18 protein-coding genes, 4 tRNA genes and 1 pseudogene are annotated in these 20,397 nt (G+C 71.0%); 13 read left to right on the top strand and 10 right to left on the bottom strand.

Annotated elements, in window-relative coordinates:
• Window positions 1-150 precede the first annotated feature (150 nt).
• The 3 genes and pseudogenes from ABD330_RS27560 to ABD330_RS27570 form a co-directional block, all read right to left on the bottom strand.
• Window positions 151-1,687 (bottom strand): annotated as a pseudogene (locus ABD330_RS27560) (ISL3 family transposase).
• A 162-nt stretch (window positions 1,688-1,849) separates the two neighbouring features.
• The gene (locus tag ABD330_RS27565; RefSeq protein WP_344468717.1) at window positions 1,850-3,208 is read right to left on the bottom strand and encodes a hypothetical protein; all 1,359 of its coding nucleotides are present in this window, start codon (window positions 3,206-3,208) and stop codon (window positions 1,850-1,852) included.
• Window positions 3,209-3,532: 324 nt separating this feature from the next.
• Window positions 3,533-3,970 carry an HflX-like GTP-binding protein gene (locus tag ABD330_RS27570; protein ID WP_344468718.1) on the bottom strand — a complete coding sequence of 146 codons (438 nt, stop codon included), beginning with the start codon at window positions 3,968-3,970 and terminating at the stop codon, window positions 3,533-3,535.
• A 513-nt stretch (window positions 3,971-4,483) separates the two neighbouring features.
• Here ABD330_RS27570 and ABD330_RS27575 point away from each other — a divergent pair.
• The 3 genes from ABD330_RS27575 to ABD330_RS27585 all read left to right on the top strand — a co-directional run bounded on the left by ABD330_RS27575 (window position 4,484) and on the right by ABD330_RS27585 (window position 5,684).
• Window positions 4,484-4,930 carry a hypothetical protein gene (locus ABD330_RS27575; protein ID WP_344468719.1) on the top strand — a complete coding sequence of 149 codons (447 nt, stop codon included), beginning with the start codon at window positions 4,484-4,486 and terminating at the stop codon, window positions 4,928-4,930.
• Between the two features lie 33 nt (window positions 4,931-4,963).
• Window positions 4,964-5,197 (top strand): DciA family protein, encoded by a 234-nt coding sequence (locus ABD330_RS27580; protein WP_344468720.1) that lies wholly within the window; start codon window positions 4,964-4,966, stop codon window positions 5,195-5,197.
• Between the two features lie 169 nt (window positions 5,198-5,366).
• Window positions 5,367-5,684, top strand: a complete 318-nt coding sequence (locus tag ABD330_RS27585) for a hypothetical protein (RefSeq protein ID WP_344468721.1) — start codon at window positions 5,367-5,369, stop codon at window positions 5,682-5,684.
• A gap of 61 nt (window positions 5,685-5,745) precedes the next feature.
• Here the strand turns inward: ABD330_RS27585 and ABD330_RS27590 are convergent, their stop codons facing one another.
• Both ABD330_RS27590 and ABD330_RS27595 read right to left on the bottom strand, forming a co-directional pair.
• Window positions 5,746-7,518, bottom strand: a complete 1,773-nt coding sequence (locus tag ABD330_RS27590; RefSeq protein WP_344468722.1) for a DNA/RNA non-specific endonuclease — start codon at window positions 7,516-7,518, stop codon at window positions 5,746-5,748.
• A gap of 86 nt (window positions 7,519-7,604) precedes the next feature.
• Complete coding sequence (locus ABD330_RS27595; protein WP_344468723.1) at window positions 7,605-8,333, bottom strand: sensor domain-containing protein; 729 nt, start codon at window positions 8,331-8,333, stop codon at window positions 7,605-7,607.
• Window positions 8,334-9,603: 1,270 nt separating this feature from the next.
• Here ABD330_RS27595 and ABD330_RS27600 point away from each other — a divergent pair.
• On the top strand, window positions 9,604-10,875 hold the full coding sequence (locus ABD330_RS27600; RefSeq protein ID WP_344468724.1) for a protein kinase domain-containing protein: 1,272 nt from the start codon (window positions 9,604-9,606) through the stop codon (window positions 10,873-10,875).
• A gap of 118 nt (window positions 10,876-10,993) precedes the next feature.
• Here ABD330_RS27600 and ABD330_RS27605 read toward each other — a convergent pair whose 3' ends face one another.
• Complete coding sequence (locus ABD330_RS27605) at window positions 10,994-11,470, bottom strand: DUF6420 family protein (protein WP_344468725.1); 477 nt, start codon at window positions 11,468-11,470, stop codon at window positions 10,994-10,996.
• Between the two features lie 198 nt (window positions 11,471-11,668).
• On the opposite strand from ABD330_RS27605, the gene ABD330_RS27610 reads away from it, so the two are divergent.
• From ABD330_RS27610 to ABD330_RS27620, 3 genes are all read left to right on the top strand, one after another.
• Window positions 11,669-12,784, top strand: coding sequence for a hypothetical protein (locus ABD330_RS27610; protein ID WP_344468726.1), 1,116 nt, complete (start codon window positions 11,669-11,671; stop codon window positions 12,782-12,784).
• A gap of 382 nt (window positions 12,785-13,166) precedes the next feature.
• Window positions 13,167-13,313, top strand: a complete 147-nt coding sequence (locus ABD330_RS27615; protein WP_344468727.1) for a hypothetical protein — start codon at window positions 13,167-13,169, stop codon at window positions 13,311-13,313.
• 126 nt (window positions 13,314-13,439) lie between these two features.
• Window positions 13,440-13,775, top strand: a complete 336-nt coding sequence (locus tag ABD330_RS27620; protein WP_344468728.1) for a hypothetical protein — start codon at window positions 13,440-13,442, stop codon at window positions 13,773-13,775.
• 256 nt (window positions 13,776-14,031) lie between these two features.
• Here the strand turns inward: ABD330_RS27620 and ABD330_RS27625 are convergent, their stop codons facing one another.
• Window positions 14,032-14,298, bottom strand: a complete 267-nt coding sequence (locus ABD330_RS27625) for a hypothetical protein (protein WP_344468729.1) — start codon at window positions 14,296-14,298, stop codon at window positions 14,032-14,034.
• Window positions 14,299-14,585: 287 nt separating this feature from the next.
• Between ABD330_RS27625 and ABD330_RS27630 the strand changes: the two genes are divergently transcribed.
• From ABD330_RS27630 to ABD330_RS27650, 5 genes are all read left to right on the top strand, one after another.
• Window positions 14,586-14,658: transfer RNA gene (locus tag ABD330_RS27630), tRNA-Gln, on the top strand.
• A gap of 11 nt (window positions 14,659-14,669) precedes the next feature.
• Window positions 14,670-14,754, top strand: a tRNA-Ser gene (locus tag ABD330_RS27635).
• 19 nt (window positions 14,755-14,773) lie between these two features.
• A tRNA-OTHER gene (locus ABD330_RS27640) sits at window positions 14,774-14,868 on the top strand.
• A gap of 1 nt (window position 14,869) precedes the next feature.
• A tRNA-Tyr gene (locus ABD330_RS27645) sits at window positions 14,870-14,952 on the top strand.
• Window positions 14,953-15,282: 330 nt separating this feature from the next.
• Window positions 15,283-16,239 carry a hypothetical protein gene (locus ABD330_RS27650; protein ID WP_344468730.1) on the top strand — a complete coding sequence of 319 codons (957 nt, stop codon included), beginning with the start codon at window positions 15,283-15,285 and terminating at the stop codon, window positions 16,237-16,239.
• A 137-nt stretch (window positions 16,240-16,376) separates the two neighbouring features.
• Here ABD330_RS27650 and ABD330_RS27655 read toward each other — a convergent pair whose 3' ends face one another.
• Together ABD330_RS27655 and ABD330_RS27660 are read right to left on the bottom strand one after the other, a co-directional pair.
• Entirely contained in the window at window positions 16,377-17,942 is a 1,566-nt protein-coding gene (locus tag ABD330_RS27655) for a sensor histidine kinase (protein WP_344468731.1), read from the bottom strand.
• Window positions 17,932-18,609, bottom strand: a complete 678-nt coding sequence (locus ABD330_RS27660; RefSeq protein ID WP_344468732.1) for a response regulator transcription factor — start codon at window positions 18,607-18,609, stop codon at window positions 17,932-17,934. Before ABD330_RS27660 ends, ABD330_RS27655 begins: the two co-directional genes overlap by 11 nt.
• A gap of 360 nt (window positions 18,610-18,969) precedes the next feature.
• Here ABD330_RS27660 and ABD330_RS27665 point away from each other — a divergent pair, with 360 nt between their 5' ends.
• Window positions 18,970-19,392: a DUF8189 domain-containing protein gene (locus ABD330_RS27665; RefSeq protein ID WP_344468733.1), complete on the top strand. Its 423-nt coding sequence runs from the start codon at window positions 18,970-18,972 to the stop codon at window positions 19,390-19,392.
• A 560-nt stretch (window positions 19,393-19,952) separates the two neighbouring features.
• Here the strand turns inward: ABD330_RS27665 and ABD330_RS27670 are convergent.
• Window positions 19,953-20,150: a hypothetical protein gene (locus ABD330_RS27670; RefSeq protein WP_344468734.1), complete on the bottom strand. Its 198-nt coding sequence runs from the start codon at window positions 20,148-20,150 to the stop codon at window positions 19,953-19,955.
• Window positions 20,151-20,397: the final 247 nt, after the last annotated feature.

Below are 20,397 nucleotides of genomic sequence, written 5' to 3' on the forward strand. Positions count from 1 at the left end.
GCTTCACCACCGGCGCGACCGGCCCCGGCCGGACCTCTTCAACCGCCTCAACCGAGGCGATCACGTCGCTCATCAGGTGCTCTTCCTTGATCGGGAGATACACCGGTCACCGGGCTCTGTCCCGTAATCGGTGGTAGCGCTGTGTAGTGATCAGCGGAGGAGGATGCGGTGGCGGAGCAGGGGGAACCCGGCTCGGCCGTGCATCTGCCTCATGATCCGCTTGGTCCGTGTGTTGACGCCCTCGGTGCGGCCGTTGTGGTACGGGAGGGTGAGTCCGGCGTTGACGGCGGCGCGGTCGAGTTCGAGGCCGTTCGCGAAGGAGTGCAGGTGGGGCAGGTCGGCGGCACGAACCGTGGTGATCCAGTCGGTGAGCTTGACGTCGTTGCCCTCCGCTGGGGTCAGTAGCTGGGCGAACTCGCTGGTGAGGCGGGCGAGTTCGGTCATCTCGGGGCAGGCTTTGGTGAGTTCGTGCAGTAGTGCGGTGTCCTTGTCGCGCAGGTTCTCAGGGCGGGTGAGCAGGAGACGGGCGAAACGCTGCGGGGTGGTGACCGGTTTATCGCCCTCGGCGCGACCCTGGGTGATGTAGCGGACCAGGAGGTTCGCGCTGCCGGTGTAGCCCAGCTCCTTGATCTCGCGCAGGAGGTGGGTGACGGGTACCGCAGGGTCCTCGGCCCGGCGCCGACGCAGGTGGTCGCGGTAGGGGTCGACGAGCGTGGGCTTGTAGCGGGGTGCGCGGCGCTCTGTGGTGGGCTCCTTCATGCGGGCGTAGCGCTTGACGGTGTTCAGGGCGACATCGAGGCGGCGGGCGCATTCGAGCAGGCCGACGCCCTGGTCGAGCAGGTGGTGGACCCGCTGCCAGCGTTCGCGGGTGGTCTGCTCGCGTACGCTCCCGGGCCGGGCGGGGTTCACAGCGGTGGCCCAGCAGGCGGCGTGGGAGCGGACCTCGGCCAGGACCTTGCCGCACAGGTTGCTCCACAGGTGCCATCTGTCGCTGACCTGCACGGCTTCGGGGAGCCTGGCGGATCGCCTCGCCGTAGGAGGCGGAGCCGTCGCGGCAGACGTATTCGGCCCCGGGGTGCTCGCGCAGCCACGCGGCCAGGGTCTGGGCGGTGCGGTCGGGCAGGACGTCGATCCGCTCGCCGGTCTCGGCGTCGATGATCACTGTTGCGTAGCGGTGCCGGCGCTTGAGGGCGAAGTCGTCGATGCCGAGCACGCGCGGGACGCGCAGCGGCGGTGCCGCCCTGCGCATGAGCGTGCGCAGGGCGGTCGAGCGGGAGATCGCGCAGGCCAGCGAGCGGGAGAGTCGGGCGCCCGCCCGGCCCGCTAACTCCTTGACGATGAAGCCGAGTTGGTCGGCCAGACGGTTGGTGCGACGCTGGTAGCGTTCCACGACGCCCGGAACCTGCTCGCGGAACGTCTGCCTCGGGCAGCCGAGCACCGGACAGGCCAGGCGCCGGACCCGCACCGACGCCACGACCCGCCGTCCGTCCACCGGCACGTCCGCGACCACCCGCCCGTGGAAGCTGTGCACCCGCCCGGTCGGCTCCCCGCACACCGGGCACGGCACCGGATCGTCCCGGGTCCGCGCCGATACCCTGATGACCTCGCCCTCGTCTGTCACACCCTCGATGACGAGGGCTGAGAGTCCCGAAAACACCACATTCACAAGCTCATTGACATCGCGCACATCATGCCAACGACGGCCGTCACCCTTCGTTACCACCGATTACGGGACAGAGCCCAGTGAGCGGTGGGAACTTCTTTGATGGGGTTCAGCGGCGGGCGGCGGAGAGCCGTCCGTCACCGATACCGTGGAGACCCGCGGAGCTCGCCGGCTCCTGAGCTGTGGTCAGAGGCCGGCCTCGGTGATGATGCGATCCATGCGGGACGGTGGCAGCGCGGGGTTGGCTGCCGCGTCGTCGGCGACCCCGGGGTCGGGGTCGGCCAGCAACTGCTCCAGGAGGTCTTCGGTGGCACCGGGGTGGCGGGCGGCCCCGGCTCGCAGGAAGGACTCCTCGCAGGCGGCGAGGGCCCGCAGCTGGGGCAGGGGGAGTCCGGGGTCTTCCAGGGCGTGTGCGCGGGTTTGGGGGTTCGGGTCGTGCGCGAGGCCGCGCAGCTCCTGGCGTGGGAAGTTGGGGTGCTCGACGAGCAGGGGGCGCACCTTGGGGTTCTCCCCGTGGTCGCGGAGCAGCCGCAGCAGGGTCTGGGGCGGGGTGTCGGGGCGGCGGGCGGCGGTGCGCCGGACAGTGACGTCCGGGTCCTCGTCCAGCAGTCGCCAGGAACGATCTGGCAGGTCGCGGCCGGTTGCCACGATTCGCCGGAACGCCGTATGCGGGCTCTGCAGATGCTTCAGGCGCTCGGTCAGTGGCGCGGCCCGCAGCCAGTCGGGCTCACGGGACCAGTGGAGGGCGATCTCGGCGTCGATACTGCCGGCGGCTTCCTCGGCCCGGACCATGGCCAGCAGCCGGTCGCGGTCCGTGGGTGCGGTGTGGCGGCTGTAGGCGACCGCGACCCGCACGAACGGGCTCGCGCTGTCCCGCAGCCGCTCCACCATGTCGGCGCTCAGGTGCGGGTTGCCGGCCACGGAGTCCAGCACGTCCTTCTCCCCGGTGGCGAGCAGCCGCTCGAACTGGTCGGGGGACAAGGGAAGCCGACGCGCGATGTTGGCCCGGACGGCAGGGTCGGCCAGGCAGCGCTCGTAGTACTCGGGCGGGACACCCGGATGCCGGCCTCGCGTGGCCGCAGCCCGCACCCTGGGGTCCGGGTCGGTGAGCAGCGCCCGCTGCACGGCCATCGGCCGATCCCTCCAGGCCTGCGCGACGGCCGCACGCAGTTTCACATCCGGGGCGGCGGCCAGCTGCTCCGGCTCCTGTCCGTAGACCTCGACCAGGTCCCCGATGCCCAACGCGACGCCGCGCTTCACCATCAACTGGACGAAGTCCGCAAAGGCGTTGCGGACCGCCGGGTCGGGATGTCCGGCGATCGTGCGGCGTATCGCCGGGGAGACCCGCCTTCTGTGCAGCAGCACCGCCGAGTCGCTGCCGCCGTGGGCGAGCAGCGCCTCGGCCACCGCATCCGGCAGCCGGCCCTCGCGCATCGTCAGCCCGTGCCGGCCGGCCTGGTGCGCGGCCAGGCGCACCAGGATCCCGACCGGGGCGGCCGGGTTCCGGCCCAATCCGGACAACTGCGGCTGTGCGAGATTCACCATGCGCCCACGCTACCGGGGCCGCGTAGAAGGCTGGAGTCCACCGGGGAGGCAACGACAGCGGTGACCGCTGCTTCCGGCCCACCGAAGGCGACGACCCGGATCCATGGCCCCGTGGTGATCTGGCTGCGGGGCCGGCGGCTGACCCAGCCGCGCCGTCTCCAGGTCCAAGGTGAGCGCGTCGCGCAGGGCGAACAGCGTGTCCAGGTCCGCATACTGCGGCAAACGCCCGCCCCGGTCCGCGCGGCGGCACACCGGCGACCGCAATGGAGACCGGCACCTGGCGCCGCGACGGGGCCTGCTTCAAAAGCTGCTTCGAGTGAGCGGTCAATCGGCAACGAGGATGTCGGAAAGGCTCATGGCGGGACGGCCAAGCATGGCGGTCAGCGTGCGCTGCTGGCGCTCGGTCAAGGAGGTAACGAAGACCACTGCGTCAGCCTTGGCCTGGTCGCAGGCCTGAGCTACCTCGCGGACTTTTCCATAACTCAGCAAGGTCCGCGAGGAGTAGGGCAGAGCCATCTTCTGGGCCCCGCCATCCGAGACGCCTCGTCGTTGCACAATCTGCACGGCGACCCGAGCGCCGCGCGCTGCCAGTTCTGTGGCGGCCGACGACATGAGCGTTTCGAAGTCCTTCTGCTTAGCGGAGAAGTAGCCAACCAGGACTACATCAGCGTCCACTGTCGTGAGCCGGAACGCCTGGCGCTGGGCCGTCTCCGCCGGCACACGGCGGCCCAGGCGCCTGTCGCGTCTTCGGGGCTGATGCATGCGCCACAGGCTAAATGCTTGGCTACCTGCACCGATACCGCGTTTCTCGCCGGCCGACCGACGCAGGCTCGAACCCGGCCCCGCCAGCACAGCGCACACTTCCTCGAACGGGGCCCGATCATCCACATTCGGTGCCCATCCCGGGGCACCCCGGCCGAGCGTCCGACGCCGGCAGGTGGAGTCAAATCTCGCTTACACAACGAGGGGCCCAGGGGTAGGAGGCGGAGTCAGAACTGACTGATAAGTGGAGCCCGACCTCACATACGAAGCCACCCGCTGGACGGTCCGTTCGGCGTAAGCGAGGACTCGCCGCGGATGAAGTCCGACGGCACCACCCCGGTTACCCGCGCGGGCCGGATCGCTTCTCACTGACGTCCAGTTGCCGAGCACCACCAGCACCTGAACCCCGCTCGCAGAGCCGCCCAGCGGGAGGTACTGCCGACAGCACTGGCCGCCCCCGTTGCCGGCGGTAGGCTGCGGGCAGGTGCCGGCGACGGTTGAAGAGACAAGACGGTGTCCGCTCAGACGGAGCACGCCAGCAACGAGCCGCTCTTCGTACAGCCGGCCACCACCGAGGCGGCGCTGCGCGCCGCAGTGAACCGCCTGCACGCACCGCCCGGGCCCTGTTCGACCACGAGTTCCGGGCCGCGCGGCAAGAGGCGATCCAGACCGGCAGCGTCGTGCCGACGCACGCCCCCCCTGCACCGCCGGGCGGAATGGCTGTGCATCGAGCGCCACCCCGCCAGCACGAACTCGAAGATCGCCCAGGAGCCGCCGGACACGGCGACGGTGAAGCACAACAGTCCGGTCGAGCACGGCACCTCGGGGATCCCGAAGGCGCCCACCTACGCGCGCGGCCCGTACCAGCAGTGGTACCTGCAGGACCAGCGCGGGGACGGGGAAGGGACCGACGACAGCCCGTGCGTGCGGATCCTGAAGGCCGCCGGCCGGCCGGTGTGAACCACCCCCGCGAACAGGAAGGAGGACCGGAGCATGGACTTCGCGGAGCTGTCCGGGCGATGGCGGTCGGCGGTCGGGCCGGACGTCGCGGCTGCCGTGGTACCGCTCGGCATCGACGACCAGGGCAGGCTGCGGGTCGCCTGCCACAGCCAGGCGTGGCGCCGACAAGTACAGGCACTGGAGTCTGTGCTGGTGGTCCGGTTGAACCGCGAGCTGGCGGGCCTGGCCGTGACGGGGATCGTGGCCCAGGAGAGGACCGGCCCGTAACCGGCCCCACAGTGGGTCTCCCTCGTTCACGACCGGCAGGCGCACGCCCGAGCCCCATCCGGCGGCCACCCGAAGAGATCGCGAACCCGAGCCGACCGCCGCCGCCGGGGGACTACTCCAGACGGAGGCAGGCAGTGACGCTCTGCCCGGGGCGGGCGTTGGACGTAGCATGCCCAATCCCGCATCCAGCCCCAGCCACGCCAGCCCCGCCCCACCGGGAAGCCCACAGCAACTGCCGTACCTGCTGACCGCCGCCCAAGGCCAGGCGGCCCGCACGCTGTTGAGCTACGCGGTGTCGCTGCCCCTGCCCAGCACCGATGCGCAGCTGCTGGCCGCGGTGCTGGCCATCCGAGGCCGGTGCGGACACCGGATGCGGCTGACCGACCTCCGCGAGGAGGTTCATGCCGCCGCCCGGCCGTATGCGGACCGGCTCAGTGCCCACGACGACGACCACAGCCACCGGCATGCCAGTTCGCCGGCCGGGTAGGCCATCAGCACCACGCTGCCGCCCTGATAACCCACCTCGGCGCAGGGAGCCTCCTGCAGCGTCAGTTGCCCAGGTTCGGGCCCCTGGTCTCCTTCAGGTTGAGCAGACTGACCCCGTAGAACAGGGGGTAGATCGTCCCGTCCGGGTACTGGATCTCGGCGCTGATGGTGACGCCACTGGGAATCGTGCTGGTTGGCGGATGATCGTACTTTGGCGCCACTTTGTAGAGGACTGCCGCTCCCGGGCTCGTCCGGGCAAGGTCCTTCACCTTGAGGTCGACTTCGTCTTCGTAGCTGCGCATGCTTCCCGCGCTGGTGTTGAGCCCCACTTGGTAGCAGAGGAAGAGGTTCGTCCAGTCAGCCTCGTACCACCCTTGCCCGCCCAGGAGGTCTGCGATCAGGTGGCAGCGGGCGAGGTCGACACCGGGGGCCTGGGCCTGGGCGTCCCAGTAGCCGGTGACGCTCTTCGACTTTGTGGCGGCGCTGCCTTTGCCGAGTGGGGCAGCGAGGCATGCCGTGGCCGGACCAGCCCGGGTGCCGGGCCGTGTCGCCACTGCCGCTGCCGTGGGCGGAGGGGTCAGTTTGTTGCGCGCCGGGACCGGGTCGCCGGTGTTGAGGATCCAGCCGCCGCCAGCGCCGTTGAGGCGCGCTCCGGTCGGCATGTTCTTCAGACAGTCGGCCTTGGAGTTCGGGGACGGCGGCGCGGACGCGGTTCCGCCGGCCGGAAGGGGGGATGCCCCGGGGAAGGCAACGAACTGCTTGACGGTCATGCGCTTGCCCGCGACGATCACTGTCGCCATGCCGCCGTTCTTCTTCTCCGTTCCCGTCCGCCTGGCGGCGGCGCTGAAGATGGTCTGACGGGGCGACGCGACCGCACCAGGGTCCAGGACCTTCAAGGCCGTGTAGGTGCCGTCAGTCTCGCGGACCAGCGCGTCGTAGGTGTCGGTGGGGGTGCCGAGTTGCGACGCCTGAGCAGGGGGCAGCGCTGCGATCGCCGCCGGTGTGAGGTAGGCCGTTCCGGGTCCGGTTTCGACGGTGGCGCCGGTGCGCTTCGCGTACTCCTGGATGGCTGCCCGCTGCGGCCGGCTGGTCGGGGTGTCGCCACCCTGGCTGTCAACCCCATGGGTTCCGGCGACTGGGTCGGCCTGCGGCTGCGGGCGGGCGGCGTCTCCGCCCTGGGCCATGGAGGCCACCGCCGCCTGCGGACTCCCATCGACGGCGAGGCCCTGGAGGGCTTCCGCGATCTCTTGGAGGAGCTGCTGGCCCATGGCTTCCAGCTGCAGCTCCTCGCTCTGCCGCGCGCTGTCCTTCTGCCGGTGTGCGGCCATGGCCGTGTTGAGGTTGCTCTCCTGCGCGGCGAGGGAGGAGGCCCTGGCATCAAGCTGGGTCTGCTCGGCTCCGATGGAGCCTGCCAAGGCGTCCAGCTGGCTCACCTCGCCATTCAGCTCGTCCGCTTCGCTGTTGTACGCCTGGGACCCGACCGGGTTGGCATTGTGCGCGTCGATCCTGGCGTTCAGGGTGGCCTGTTTGGCAGTCAGGTCGTTGGCCTTCTGCCCAAGGGCGGTTTCCTCACTGAGGACGGCCGATTCCTCCGCGTTGGTCGCGCTGGCCTGCTGGGTGAGCGACTGGTTCTCAGCCTCCAGGTCCTTCTCCTGCTGCCGGTTGGCCGTGACCCGCTGGTTGTACGACGAGATTTCGGAAGGCAGCGTAGTCATGAACGAGCTGATCTGCGGCATCTGCCCGACGAGGTCGGCACTTCCGCGCTGAATTGCTGCCGGTGGGGCCACCGTGTCGGCAACGGCTTGTGCCGTCGGGTTCACGGCTGACCAGAGCACCGCGATGAGCGTCAGAGAGAGCAGGCAAGCAGTACGCCGGCGGGCCACCGGTTCACGAGTGGCTGTCCTGCCCCGTGCGCCGCCGCTCATCCGCTGACCTTGCCCGCGAAGCCGTCTGCGATCTTCGATGCCACCGCCTGGCCGTCGCCCGCTTCGCACACGGCGACCTGGAGCAACGCCGGGCCCTTCAGCCGAGCCTGGCGGTAGCAGGCCCACCCCCCTCCGCCGTCCTGCGTCGCGGTCCAGGCGACCGCGACCGGCGTAGGTTCGTAGGTCTTGTAGGCCCACTTCGACGTGCGCCCCGCGCCGTCAGTGCGGGAGGAGGACGGGCACCGGCCGAGCCCATCAGTCAGTACTTTGAGCGCCCCGGCGGCCTTGCCGTTGTCCGGGAACACCCCGATGGCCTGGCTCACTGTATAGCTGCCCGTGCCCTCGGCGTCCTGGTACGTCGCGGACAGGAAGGCGCTCCACCCGTTCCCGTAGACCGTCCGCGTCACCGGCCCAACCGCCACGGCACACGACGACGGTACGGCAGCAATCGCCGGGGGCGGTTCGTGCGACGTGGCGCCCGGCCCCAAGGAGACACCGGCCAGCACGCTGGCCTGCTGCGGAGACAGCAATTCCGCTTGCACCGTTCCCACCACCAGGCGCGCGGGGCTCTTCCCCTGATGGCCCGGCCATACCCGCCAGCCAACTGCCGCCAGCACCAGGCAGACCGTCGCCGCGCCAGCAGTCAGCCACCGCCAGCGCACCCTGGCCGACCCGCGGGACGGACGCTGCTCGGCATCCACACCTGTCGAGCTCTCGTGGGACACGGCAGCACCTGGTGCTCCAGGCGTGCCGCCCGTCGCCACGCCTGCGGCGTCGCTCCGACCTGTATTCGGTAAGCCGTCGGACATGCCAGTCCTCCTCTGTGTCACGGCGCCCGTGTGGGGCCACGTCGGCGACTTGGTACCCGAACTACCGGGCTGCCAAGCTTCCCGGGGCCTACGCGGGGGGCACCGCGACTCGGTGCCCGCCGCTCATGCTGGCGACAAGTGTTCCCAGGGTCCAGGTCAAACAACCGGCCACAAATGGCCGGGCAGCCGAAGCTCCCACGGCAGCTCCCAGCCAGAGCCGAAGGGACAAGATCCTTAGACAGGTTGGCATGGCTCTTGAATGAGACGGTTGGACGACGTGCAGGTCATCACCGTGGAACGGGGCATTCCGAATGCGGGCCTACAGGTTGGCACCCCGAGGCCCTCACCACGGCGCGCAGCTGTTCCTGGTCCACATCTGCCCGGCGGCAGGGACCCCCTTACGGCCCGTCAGGGAGGACGAACTGACTCATTCGCGGCCTGGCGCGCCCCACGCTGGGGCATGATCACAGCGTGAGCATCTGGTGGGTGGGACGCAGGGACGATCTGCTGGCGGAACTGGCGGACGCGCTGGTGCTCTTCGGCGCGGAACCGGTCGAAGACCCCGGTATCGGCGAGCTCGCGCACACCACCGCGGCTCTCGCGGGGAGTACCGCACCAGTCACCGGGGCCACGGCATCCACCGAGTCGGGGACCTGCTGGAACGGGCCGCCACCGAGCTGCGGACCGCGGACCGCTTCCGCGGCACACTCCTGCCCGTCGTCAACCGCCACCTGCGCTGCGCCACTTCCATCCTGGCGCAGGCCCGGGCCTGCCTGCAGACGCTGGCCGGGCCAGCCGGCAGGGAGCACCCCCGGGCTGAGGGCGGACCGGTAGAGGCAGCGTGAGTCCCGCCCAGACCCGCTCGAACCCCTGACGGCTGTACGTCCACGCACCACCGCCCCTGAGCCCCGTAGAGGGCTCGGCACGCCGGCGTTCACTCGCGCACCGTCCGCGTTCGGCACCGTCCGCCCAAGACCGGCGCCCACCCCGCCTTGCAGGCCTCGGTTACCGGCGAGGGCCCGTGCGGTCCCGGGCCGGCATCCGGTGTGTCGGCGAAGGCCCCGCGCACGACGCGCCGGCCCGTGCGGGCAGCAGGCTCCGGCTACCCGCACGGTTGACTGGTTGCCAGCTCGTCACATGGCCGGAAACGGTCCCGGCCGGTGCACGGCGTAGCTAGCCTGCTCCCGTGCCCAACTACACCACACACGTGCCGGGGTGGACCAACCTCGGGCCGCTGTCCGCCGATCCCCAGAAGCAATTCGTCCGCGAGGCACGGCAGGCGGGGGAGAGCGGCGCCGAGGCGGTCCTGAAGTTCCGCGCCTACAAGTCGGACCACAAGCGCGGCCATCGCTTCCACAGCGAGGCGCAGCAGATGCGCGAGCTGACCCTGCAGGGCACCGCGGGCGTCCTGCCCGTCCTCGACATCGACACCGGGGCCGAACCGGCCTGGTACGTGATGCCCCGGGCCGGCATGCTTGCGGACGTCGTCGCCGAGGCGGTGACCCTGCAGCAGATAGCCGGCCACATCCTGGTCGTGGCGCAGACTTTGGCCGGCCTGGCTGCGCGCGGTATCTATCACCGTGACATCAAACCGGACAACCTGTTCTGGTATGGCGGCGGCCCGGTCCTGGCCGACTTTGGCATCGCCTACTGGGCCGAGCCGGGCCAGACCGCTGAAGGAGAGAAGCTGGGGCCGATGTGGTTCATGGCCCCCGAGATGCGCGCCATGGCCCAGGAGGAGACGGGCCGGCACGCCGACGTCTACTCGCTTGCCCAGACCTTCGCCGTGTTCCTGCATCCGGGACGGGACATGCCGCTGCCCGGCACGTTCCGCGCCGGGACGGAGGAGTGCCACCTCTACGACCACTGGCTCGGCGACCCCGACGCCGTCCACTCCCTGGAGCACCTGCTGGAGGCCGCCACCCGGTACGAGACCAGCGACCGGATCACGATCGGCGACTTCGCCCGGGAACTCGATGTCTGGCTGGCCGGCAGCCCGACCCCGATCACCCGCAACGAAGGGCTCCGCAGAGGCTGGGGCCCCCAAGACGAAGGCGACCGTGACCGGGCCGAGACCCGACGCATCATGATCCGGGCCGCCGGGTCCCTCGCGGCGAGCGTTGGTTCACCGGACGGCGCCCGCGAATACCGCCTCGGAGACCCGGATGGTCCCATCCTGCTCGGGTCCTACGAGTTGCCCCAGGTCGACCCCGACGGCTTCGAGACCGACGGTGAGCTGAACTTCATCATCGTCCACCCCGGCGGCCGGCGAACCATCCTCTGCGCCGTTTTCCTGGGCAGAGAGGTGTCGTTCACCGCAGAGGTCCATCGGGCCGCCACCGACGGTTGGGAGCTGGACCGGCAATGGCCGCTGACTCCGTGGGCCAGGATGCGGCTGCCCTCCGCCGCGCAGGCGCTGCACGCCCTCGCGGGGCAGGTGCAGCAGATGGAGACCTGAGCTTCTCCCGCTCTCGACATCCTCGGGCCGCACCAGACCGCCCCGCAGGGCCGCGCCGGGGACCTCGTCCCTGGGGCTCACCGGCTGCTGCAGGGCGCCCCAGAAGCAGGTCCTCGGCTCAGCCCCGGGCCTGTGCGGGGCGGACAGGGCCTGCGGCCTCGGCGGCGGCCGCCACGAGCCGGTCGAGCAGCGTGTGATCGCCCAACTCGACGCAGAGCAAGGCCCGCACGAACACCCGCAGCTCGATGGCGCCCTGGGGGAACTCGAAGCACCGGTGGACGTTGCCGGATGCGAACCGGGCAGGATGCCGACAACCGGCGAGCAGGCAGTGCGCCTCCGCCGCGAGCGCGAGCTGCTTGAACGCCTCGTGCTTCTCCGGCGTCGCCTGCGCGTCGCAGCCCAGGTGATCCAGCGTGATGCGGTGGTGCTCGGACCCCTCCTCGACGGTCAGACGGCCACCACCCGGCGTGACGGACCGCCCCTGCACGACCTGCCCGTACGGGTGGGCCAGCGGCAGACCCACCTCCCGGGCGTGCAGCGGCGGCAGCCCGTCGAACCCGACGTACGGGCCCAATACCCCACGGTCGACACCCAACGTAGCCCTCCCCCAGCGACAACACGGCCTGACCGAGCCCCAACAAGCAGCACACCCAGAGCCCGCACCGGCTACGGACACCAGACACCTCGGCGAATCTACCCGCCACGCCCCCGCCACCGCAGCCCCTTCCACACGAGAGCACCCATGTCCGCTCTCCCGACGCCAGCGCCCCGTCCCCGGCCCGATACTGGCCGAGTGCCCGCCCACACCGAGACCAACGTCCGGCTACCGCACTGCGCACTCGACGCCCTGGCCGCCGTCGCATCGCATCGCGGCACTTCACGAGACGAGACGCTCCGCCAACTGCTCGCCGAGCACGTCGAAGCACAGCAAAAGCTCGACCCCGACGACCGTCTGACCCACATCTCGACCGTGCTGCGCTACCCGCCACCACCACGCTGGCGCAACGACCCCAGACACGACACACCCGTGCGGCTGCGCGCCCCCGCCGCCCTGCTGGAACGGGCCCGCTCCGTCTCGCTGACACTGCCCGGCCAGCACGAGCGCGCCCACAGCGACTACCAGAGCCGAAGGCTCACCGACGCGGTCATGACCGCCATCGCGCGCACCGAGCCCTTCACCGACGACTTCCTGACCGGCCTGCTCCCGCTGCTGCGCCACCGCGCAGCGCTCGGCCTGTGGCGGCTGACCACCGCAGTCACCAGCACCACACCGGAGAGGATCCTCCTGACCGAGGCCGAACACCTCCGCATCAACATGGCGTGGCTGGACGAGGCACCACCGCACGACAGCCGCACCGCCGAACAGCGGCACCTGCTCCTGACAGCCGAGGCCCTGGAGGAGGAGGAGGCCTGGCACTCCCCAGAACGCTTCCGGGCAGCCGCCCGCCTCGCCCGACACCTCCTCACCGGCCCCGACGCCAAAACCGGCGAACAACTGCTCCACACCCAGGGCGAGGAGTGGCACGAGCAGTACCAGGACGCACTCCACGCCCAGGACCCGGCCGCCACCTCGGAAGAAACCACCGGCTACGACTGGACCGGACGCGGCGGCACCGCCGTGTGGCGGGCCCACCGCCGCGTCGACCTGCAGGACTTCGAGGACTGGCTGATCAGCCGCGAGGACACCAACACCAAGCGCACGATGCCCCGGCCCGGCTGGCTGCTGCGCACCCCCGCCACCTGGCACGCCCACGCCCCCGCGAGCCGAGGACCACTACCCGAGCCGTACGCGACCTGGGTGGCCGAGGGCCGGGCGCTGGCCTTCCCCCACAGCAGCAGGCAGGCAGTGTGGCCCCTGCTGCGCTGCCCTGGCACCGGCTGGGAGCCGGTCCAGGCATCGAGCCACTGACCCGGGCAGCCGCCGCCCTGCAGCCCGACACCGTCACCGGCTTCATCGAGGCCGTCCTCGTCGACTGGAACCACGAGTTCGAGAGCGACTCCTCCCTCCCCATCTGGCTTGACCTCCCCGCGGACAAGGCGCAGGCCTTCGGCTTCATCACCGGCCCCGAGAAGCTCGAAGCCATGGCCGCAGCCCGCCGCGCGACCCAGCGGCACATGGACGACGTCATCAGCGAGTTCAAGGACCACGGGCTCGGCGAGGAGCGCCTGCAACTGCTCCGGGAAGCCCGGAGCAGCATCCGCGAGTTCCGCGCCTTCGCCAGGCAGTTCGACAAACGCATCGCAGCGAAGTCACCCAGACCCGGACCACGTGGCGCTGGCCAGGTCCCTCGGTGGCCGACACCCTCCTCGACGGCGCCGCAGCCGGCGTGGTGGAGTGCCTCGCCACTCAGGCCCATCGGCGATCCGGTCTGCTCATCGAGTACGCGCAGCACGAAGCCTGGCAGCTCGCGTTCGGCCGCTACAGCCGCCGCATGTGACACCCACCGATACATCAAGCTCCTCACCCTGCTGAAAAGTGGACCCAGATCCGAGCACCACAGCCCTCGGATCCCCGACGTCCCGCGCACCACCCCGGTGCGCCCGCCCGACAGGGGAGACCTCGCATGAACGCAAACCGTCCACTGATCACTGCCGTCGCCGGCGGCATGTCCACCCCCGCACTGGCCCTGACGGGAGCACCGTGGTGGCTGACCGCCCTCGCCTTCGGCTGCTTCGCCCTCAGCCTGCTCGTCGTCGCCCTCCAGTCCGTCTTCCCGCAGGAATCCGCGCACCGGCTGGCCTGGTGGCGCGCCCGCTGGCGCCACCAGCAACTGCGGCGTCAGAGCCAGCACTCCCACCACCTGGCCACCGGGCCCGGGACGAGGGCCGCCCGCCCCGACAGGCCTGCCCTACCGGGCGGCGGGTCACCAACCCACGAAGCGACACGCCACGACTGCTGAGGCCGGCGAACCTACGCAGGTCAGGCCCGGACGGCGCCCCGCACCGTCCGTAACTCGTTAGACCGGAACCCCACCACCACCGGCCGCAGCTGGCACGGACGTCCACCCGCGTCGCAGGGCGGCCGATCGGGGTATCCAAGCAGACGTGGCGTACCCGCCGGGACGCCGGTCCCAAGCCGCCGTCGGATGCCCCACCGCCCAGCTGCGTCTGAGCACCACCATCACCACCGCGGTCGCCCACCCAGCATTCCCAGGGTCACCCGGGCGTCACCGGGAGACAGTCCCGGCCCCGAGCGGCCTTCGCGGTCTGTGCCCGGGGCTCCTCGACAGCGCGTGGACCGGTGTCCATGGCCTCGGTGGGCAGCAGTTCCATGGCGGCAACCGCGGTGCGGGCCGGCTTGTCGCGGCGCTGTCCGAGCGGGGCCTTCTGGTGCCGGACCATCGCCATGGTCGCCGCCAGGCCGCCCGCCTTCGCGCCGTCCTCGAGCAGCCGTGCCTGACGCCCGCCGGGGCGAGACGGCACACCGGCCACGGGCCGCAAGGCCACCTGCCTCTCCGCCGCTGGGCCGACCGCCCGAAAATGCGTTGTCCCCGCTGGCAGTCGTGCGTCACAGTGGGCCCATCGCGCACGACGACCTGGAAGGAGCGCGACGATGAACGGTTTCACCTGCTTCTCGTATCAGCGCTCCCCATCGAGTTCCCGGACCAGCGGGACGTCCTCGTAGCGCGCTTCACCGGCCTCACCGCCGGGCCGCCCCGGGGATGGGTCCCCGTACGGGCGGCCCTTTCTCGTGTGCCGCCCAGCCGCAGTGCCGGATGGTGCAACTGGCAGCATGCCTGACTCTGGATCAGGGGACTCGGGGTTCGAATCCTCGTCCGGCAGCGCAGGCACCGGGAGAGTTGGCCGAGTGGTAAGGCAGCGGCTTGCTAAGCCGTAGTCGGGTGCAAGCCCGCGCGCGTTCGATCCGCGTACTCTCCGCGCAACAGAGAAGTTCACTGGAGGAGTCAGCCGGCAGGCGGCGCCGGCCTCGGTCTTGAAAACCGCCTGGGTGCGCGAGCACCCGTGTGGGTTCGACCTCCACTTCCTCCGCCAAGGGCGAGCTGGGCACTGGAGAGCCCAAGGGTCTGTAACACCCCCGCTTCGGCTGTGCCGGTTCGACTCCGTCCTCGCCCACCACCCCCTTCCCCCGTACCGCGCTGCGCCAGTCACCCGACAGCCAGCGTGCCCACACACCGGACTCCCCGCCGGCCAACGAACCGGCACAGCGCCGCCGTCCGCCCCGGTGCCGGGCCCAGCACCCGCGAACCTCCGGCCCACCGCGCCCTTCCGTTCCCGCCCGGAGCCGCATGACACCGCGCCAGCTGTCCCTCGGTAGCAGCCACGGCTTGCCGGACCGGTGCCGTGTCGGGCGCAATCACCCGTTCGAGGGACCGACACCGGGGGTAGCGGGTGGATAGCCTCCTGGCAGGGCCGCGCTTCGGGCGCACGGGAGGGACCGAGGAGACCATGACAACCGCCGTCTCGGTGGGCGAGAACGAACTGCGCACGATGCTGGCGCAGCGCAGCGGCCTGAGGGAGGACTCGCTCTGGTACCCCGCCCACGACGTACCGCGCGCCTTCAAGGTGTCGTGGCCGCTGACCGCCGAGCAGGCCGAGGACGTACTGTCCGACCTCCTCGACGGGCTGCGCCGCGTGCTGCCGACGCCTTCGACGGACGGACAAGACGGCCCCGGGCGGCGCTACGTGTACCTGTCCGAGATCACCGACCGCTACCAGCGGTGCGACACCCGCCGCATCCTCGAACGCATCCAACGCGCCGGGGCCACTCCGGCCAGCCCAGCCTTCGGCGGCGAGGACTACGATCCGCGCTCGGAGCAGGGATGGGGCGCCCGCCCGTCCGCCGCAGCCGACGGCGACGGCGACGGCAAACCGAACTGGGACTGGTGGCGCGCGGTGCGCCAGGCGGGCCCGCGGCCGTTCCACCGGATGCCCGACCCGTACGTCGGGGAGGAGGGGCCGCCGGTCGACCGCGCACTCGATCTGCGGGAGAGTACCGGGCGCGGTGCGGCCTACCGGGCGGCGCTGACGGCCGCGGTGCGCGAGGACCCGCGTCAGATCGACTGCTGGGCGCACCTGGGCGGTGACGCTCTCGCACGTGCCGCCGCCGACGGGCGGGCCCTGTCCGAGGCGCTGGGCTTCTACCAGACGGCCGTCGCCGTCGCCGAGCTGTCACTGCCACAGGCGTTCACCGGTGTCCTCGCCTGGTCGGAGCTGGACAACCGCCCCTTCCATCGGGCGCTGCACGGCCTCGGCCTGACCTGGTGGCGCCTGGGGGAGACGGCGAAGGCGGCGGCGGTCTTCGGCAACAGTCTGTGGACCAACCCCGATGACAACCAAGGTATCCGCTATCTGATCGGGCAGGCCGAGGCAGGCGTCCCCTGGCACCTCGCCGAGGGAGACTGACCAGCTCACGGCGCTTGCCACCGCAGGCGGAGCCGGCTGGTTCGGCCTGCGGTGGACGGGATGGACGGCGGTGGTCCTGCGCCTGCGGCAGGCCGCCCCCGGCCCCGCGGCGTGGCGCTGCGCCGGGGTCGGGCTAGCTAGCGCGTGGTGGCGCCGGGCCCGGAACGGTCGGGGTGACGTGCTGTCGGGAGCCGGACCAGCAGACGGGCTCCGCCGCCGGGGCCTGGTTCGATGGCGGCGGCGGTGCCGCCGAGGGAGCGGGAGATGGTGCGGACCAGTGCGAGTCCGAGGCCGGCGCCGCCCTCGGAGCGGGTGCGGGCGGGGTCGAGGCGGACGAAGCGGTCGAAGACCCGCTCCCGGTCGGCCGGGGCTATGCCGGGGCCGTCGTCGTCCACGGTCAGGACGGCCCAGCCGGCTTCGATCCGCACTCGGACGAGGACCTCGTCGGCCGCGTAGCGGGCCGCGTTGTCCAGCAGGTTGCGGATGATCCGGCCGACCAGCACCTCCCGGCCGTGGACGACGGCCGGCTCCAGCTGCGGTGCCCGGAACCGTGGGACGCCGCCGCCGTGGGTCCGTTCGGCGATCTGCTCGGCGACGAGGTCGCTCAGGTCGACGGTGTCGGTCTGCGTGGTGCCGTGCTCCCCTTCCTCCGCGCGGGCGAGCAGCAACAGGTCCTCGGCGAGGGACTGGAGCCGTCTGGTGCTGCTCAGCGCGTCCGTCACGACGTCCGGCCAGGAGGTGACCCGGTGGGGGTGCGCCAGTGGGACTTCCAGCGAGCTGCGCAGGGCCGCGAGCGGGCTGCGGAGCTCGTGCGAGGCGTCGGCGACCAGGCGGCGCTGCTCCAGCAGGGCCCGTTCGAGCTTGTCCAGCGTGGTGTTGGTCGTCTCGGCCAGCCGTCTGATGCCGTCCCGGGCGGGTGGGACGGGAACTCGTTCGTCGGTGGCACCGTCACCGATCCGGACCATCCGTCGTCGGATCGCCTCCACCGGCCGCAGCGCGAGCCCGGTCACCGACCAGGCGACCAGGGCGACGAACAGCGTGGCAAGGGGGGTGAAGTACCCGTCAAGCACTAGGTTGACCCCGGTCGAGGCCACGTCGGCGTCTGTCGGATCGATCAGCATATAGACCGCCAGCGTCTGAGGCGGCAGACCGTCGCGCCCGGTGTACATCTTCAGCTGCGCGGTGGTGAACGGCCCGACGGCCCACCGGCAGAAGGTGATGGTGTGACCAGCCAGCGAGCGGTAGCCGTGGAGGTTCGGACCCTCGGGGGTTGGACCGTCGGGGACCGGATCGCCGGGGAAGCGGGCGATGTACGTCGGGTCCGTCCACGCGCCGGTGGCGTCGGCCGGGGCCGGTGGCAGTTCCGTGAACCGGTCGCTGTGTGTGTCCAGCTCGTACAGGCCGAAGAGGTTGCGGGCGTTGAACCACTCTCCTCGCTGGTCGACCATCACGTACGAGATAGTGGTGGTCGGCGGCGCGGGCAGGTGCAACGTCAAGGCGAGGGCGATGCTGCGCCCTTCTTGGTGGGCCTGGTTGACCGACATCGCCAGGACCTTGTCGTGCACATAGAGGCTCGCCGCGTGGCTGGCCTGGGAGCAGACCAGAGCGGCGGCGGCCGCCGATGCCAGCGCGGCCCGGGTTCGGACCGCGAGTCGGCGCCAGAGCCGTAGCCGGGAGAGGGGACGTAGGCGGTCAGCGCGCAAGGGGAACCAGCCGGTAGCCGATGCCCCAGACGGTCTCGATGGCGCAACCCGCCCCGGCGGCCGTGAGTTTTCGGCGCAGGGCCGCGATGTAGACCTCGACGATGTTCACGTCCCCGCGGAAGTTCGAGTCCCAGACGGCGTCGAGGATCTCGCCCTTCGCCACGGCCTGCTGAACGCGCCGGGCCAGACACTCAAGAACTCCGAACTCCTTTCCCGTGAGCCGGATTTGCTGTTCGCCGACGGTGCATCGGCGAGCCGCCGGGTCGATCCGCAGGTCGCCCGCCGACAACACCGCGGGACGCCCCCTGGCGCCACGGCGTACGAGTGCGCGCAGGCGGGCCGTCAGTACCGGGTAGGAGAAAGGCTTGCTGAGGAAGTCGTCGGCGCCGCAGTCGAGAGCGTCGACCTCGTCGTACTCGCCGTTCTTCGCGGTGAGCATGAGGATCGACACCGGATTCTCGGCGCGGCGCAGTTCCTCGCAGACCCGGTAGCCGCTGAGGCCGGGAAGCATGAGATCGAGCACGATCGCCGCGTACTCCCCGGACTGCGCGAGCTCCAGCCCCCGGAGCCCGTCGAAGGCCACGTCGACGGCATAGCCGTCGGCCCGCATGCCCTGGCCGAGCAGTTCGGCCACCCGTACCTCGTCCTCGACTATCAGCAATCGCATTGCGTCAGCATAGTCAACTCGCCATGTCCATAGTGATGTTGCCTGAATTGCCGGGAAGATCCGGTCCGTGGGGGTAGGGAGACTGCCTCGTGGACGGATCACCAGGTCTGAAGAAATCCTCAGCTCTCCTCAAACTTCATTCAGGGTGATCGCCCTACTGTCATTCACGCGGACCGGATATCGCCGGCGGGTGGAGCGGGAAATGCCTGCCGGACATCCCCTGTCCGCTGTCGGCGGCTCAGCCGTCGGCCCCGGGCCTGGGGTTGCTCGAAGGCGCTTCCGCGCAGTCCGCGCGGGAGTCGGCATCACCGTCACATCGGAGGAACGGTCATGGCTGTCGTGCGGATGGAAGGAACACCGTTGAAGAGGATCAGGACTGCCGTGGTCGCGGCCGCCGTGCTGGTGGGCGTCGGGATCGGCATCGCGCCGGCCCAGGCCACCACCCTGGCTCCGCACACCGTCGGCAGCTGCACCAGCCCGCAGTTCGGCGGCGGGTTCTACTGCGGGGATGCCTACGGCAGCGGGCAGAACTTCTACACCTTCGAGGACGGCACCACGCAGATCTTCGTGATCGGCATGGACCATGCCGTGTGGAGCCGCTGGACCTACCTCGACGGCGGCATGAGCAGTTGGATGTCCCTGGGCGGGTACCTCACGAGCAAGGTCTCCATCTCCAACGCGGACGGGGGGTCCTTCACCATCGGCGCCATCGGTGGCGACGGCCACACCATGTGGTACCGGGACCGTGACGGCGGCGGCAACTGGACCGCCTGGCACGAGTAGAGCCTGACGGGGCGTCGGCTGCGGCAGCACTGCCGCAGCCGGGCCTGCCCCTGCCGGACGGACGTACCCCGCCCGACGTCAGCGTGTAGGCCATCGTGAAACGGGCGGCGCCCACGAGCATGGCGGCCCCCCAGATCACGGTGTACACCCACCAGATCCGGGCGGAAGGCCGGTTCGCGTTCCCACAGGGTGTCCCAGGAAGTGCCGTCGGACGTGCTACCCACGCCGACGCCAGGAACCACAGGCCGGCGAAAGCCGTCACCCAACCGGTCCTTCGCCGGCATGAACCGGGTGCTCCCGCTGACCAACGAGGCCGCGACCCCCGGCAGCATCACCACCGCCACGAAGGGCCCCAGCCCGTCCAGGCGACGCTCCCGCGCCCGCGAGCAGCGCGGCGAATGTGCTCACACCCGTGGAAGAGCGCGGTCGGCACCGCCACGTGCCAGAGCAGGGCCAGCAGGAGGCGCCGATTGCTGGGGTGTGTGCTCCGGCCGGTCACGGTTCCCGCCTGGTGACGAGCTCGGCCGGCGTCGTGACCTCGCGGGCGCACTCAGCCAGGCTCAGGCGCGGTGGGGGTGGGTAAGCCGCACGATCGCCGAGTTGATCGCGGACTTCACGGCGAGCGTCACCAGGACGGTGTCGCACCGGCGGAACTTCCTGCGGTCCTGGACCCCGCACACGATCGGCTCCAGCGCATCGACATCCGCCCGGGCTGACGTCTCCGCGCCGAAGGCCAGCGCGCCGTTCGCGTCCCGCAAGTCCTCGGTGGCGGACTTGGAGTGTCAGGGGCACGAGGGGGTCGGCGGGACGGTGTCCCCGCGTCCGGGCGTCCTTCTCCTCCATGTCTGGACCGCCCGCCCGCCCGCCCGCCCGGCCGCCCGGCCGTACGGACCGGTGCGGCGGAGATGACCGGCGCCGGGGCATGGCGCCCCGGTCCCGGTGCGCGGAACCTGGCAGCAGTGGCGCACCGCAGGGAACGGCGGCGTGCCGCGAACGGGGGGGCTG

Origin of the sequence: Kitasatospora kazusensis (assembly GCF_039529945.1) — a bacterium.
Taxonomy (GTDB): Bacteria; Actinomycetota; Actinomycetes; order Streptomycetales; family Streptomycetaceae; genus Kitasatospora; species Kitasatospora kazusensis.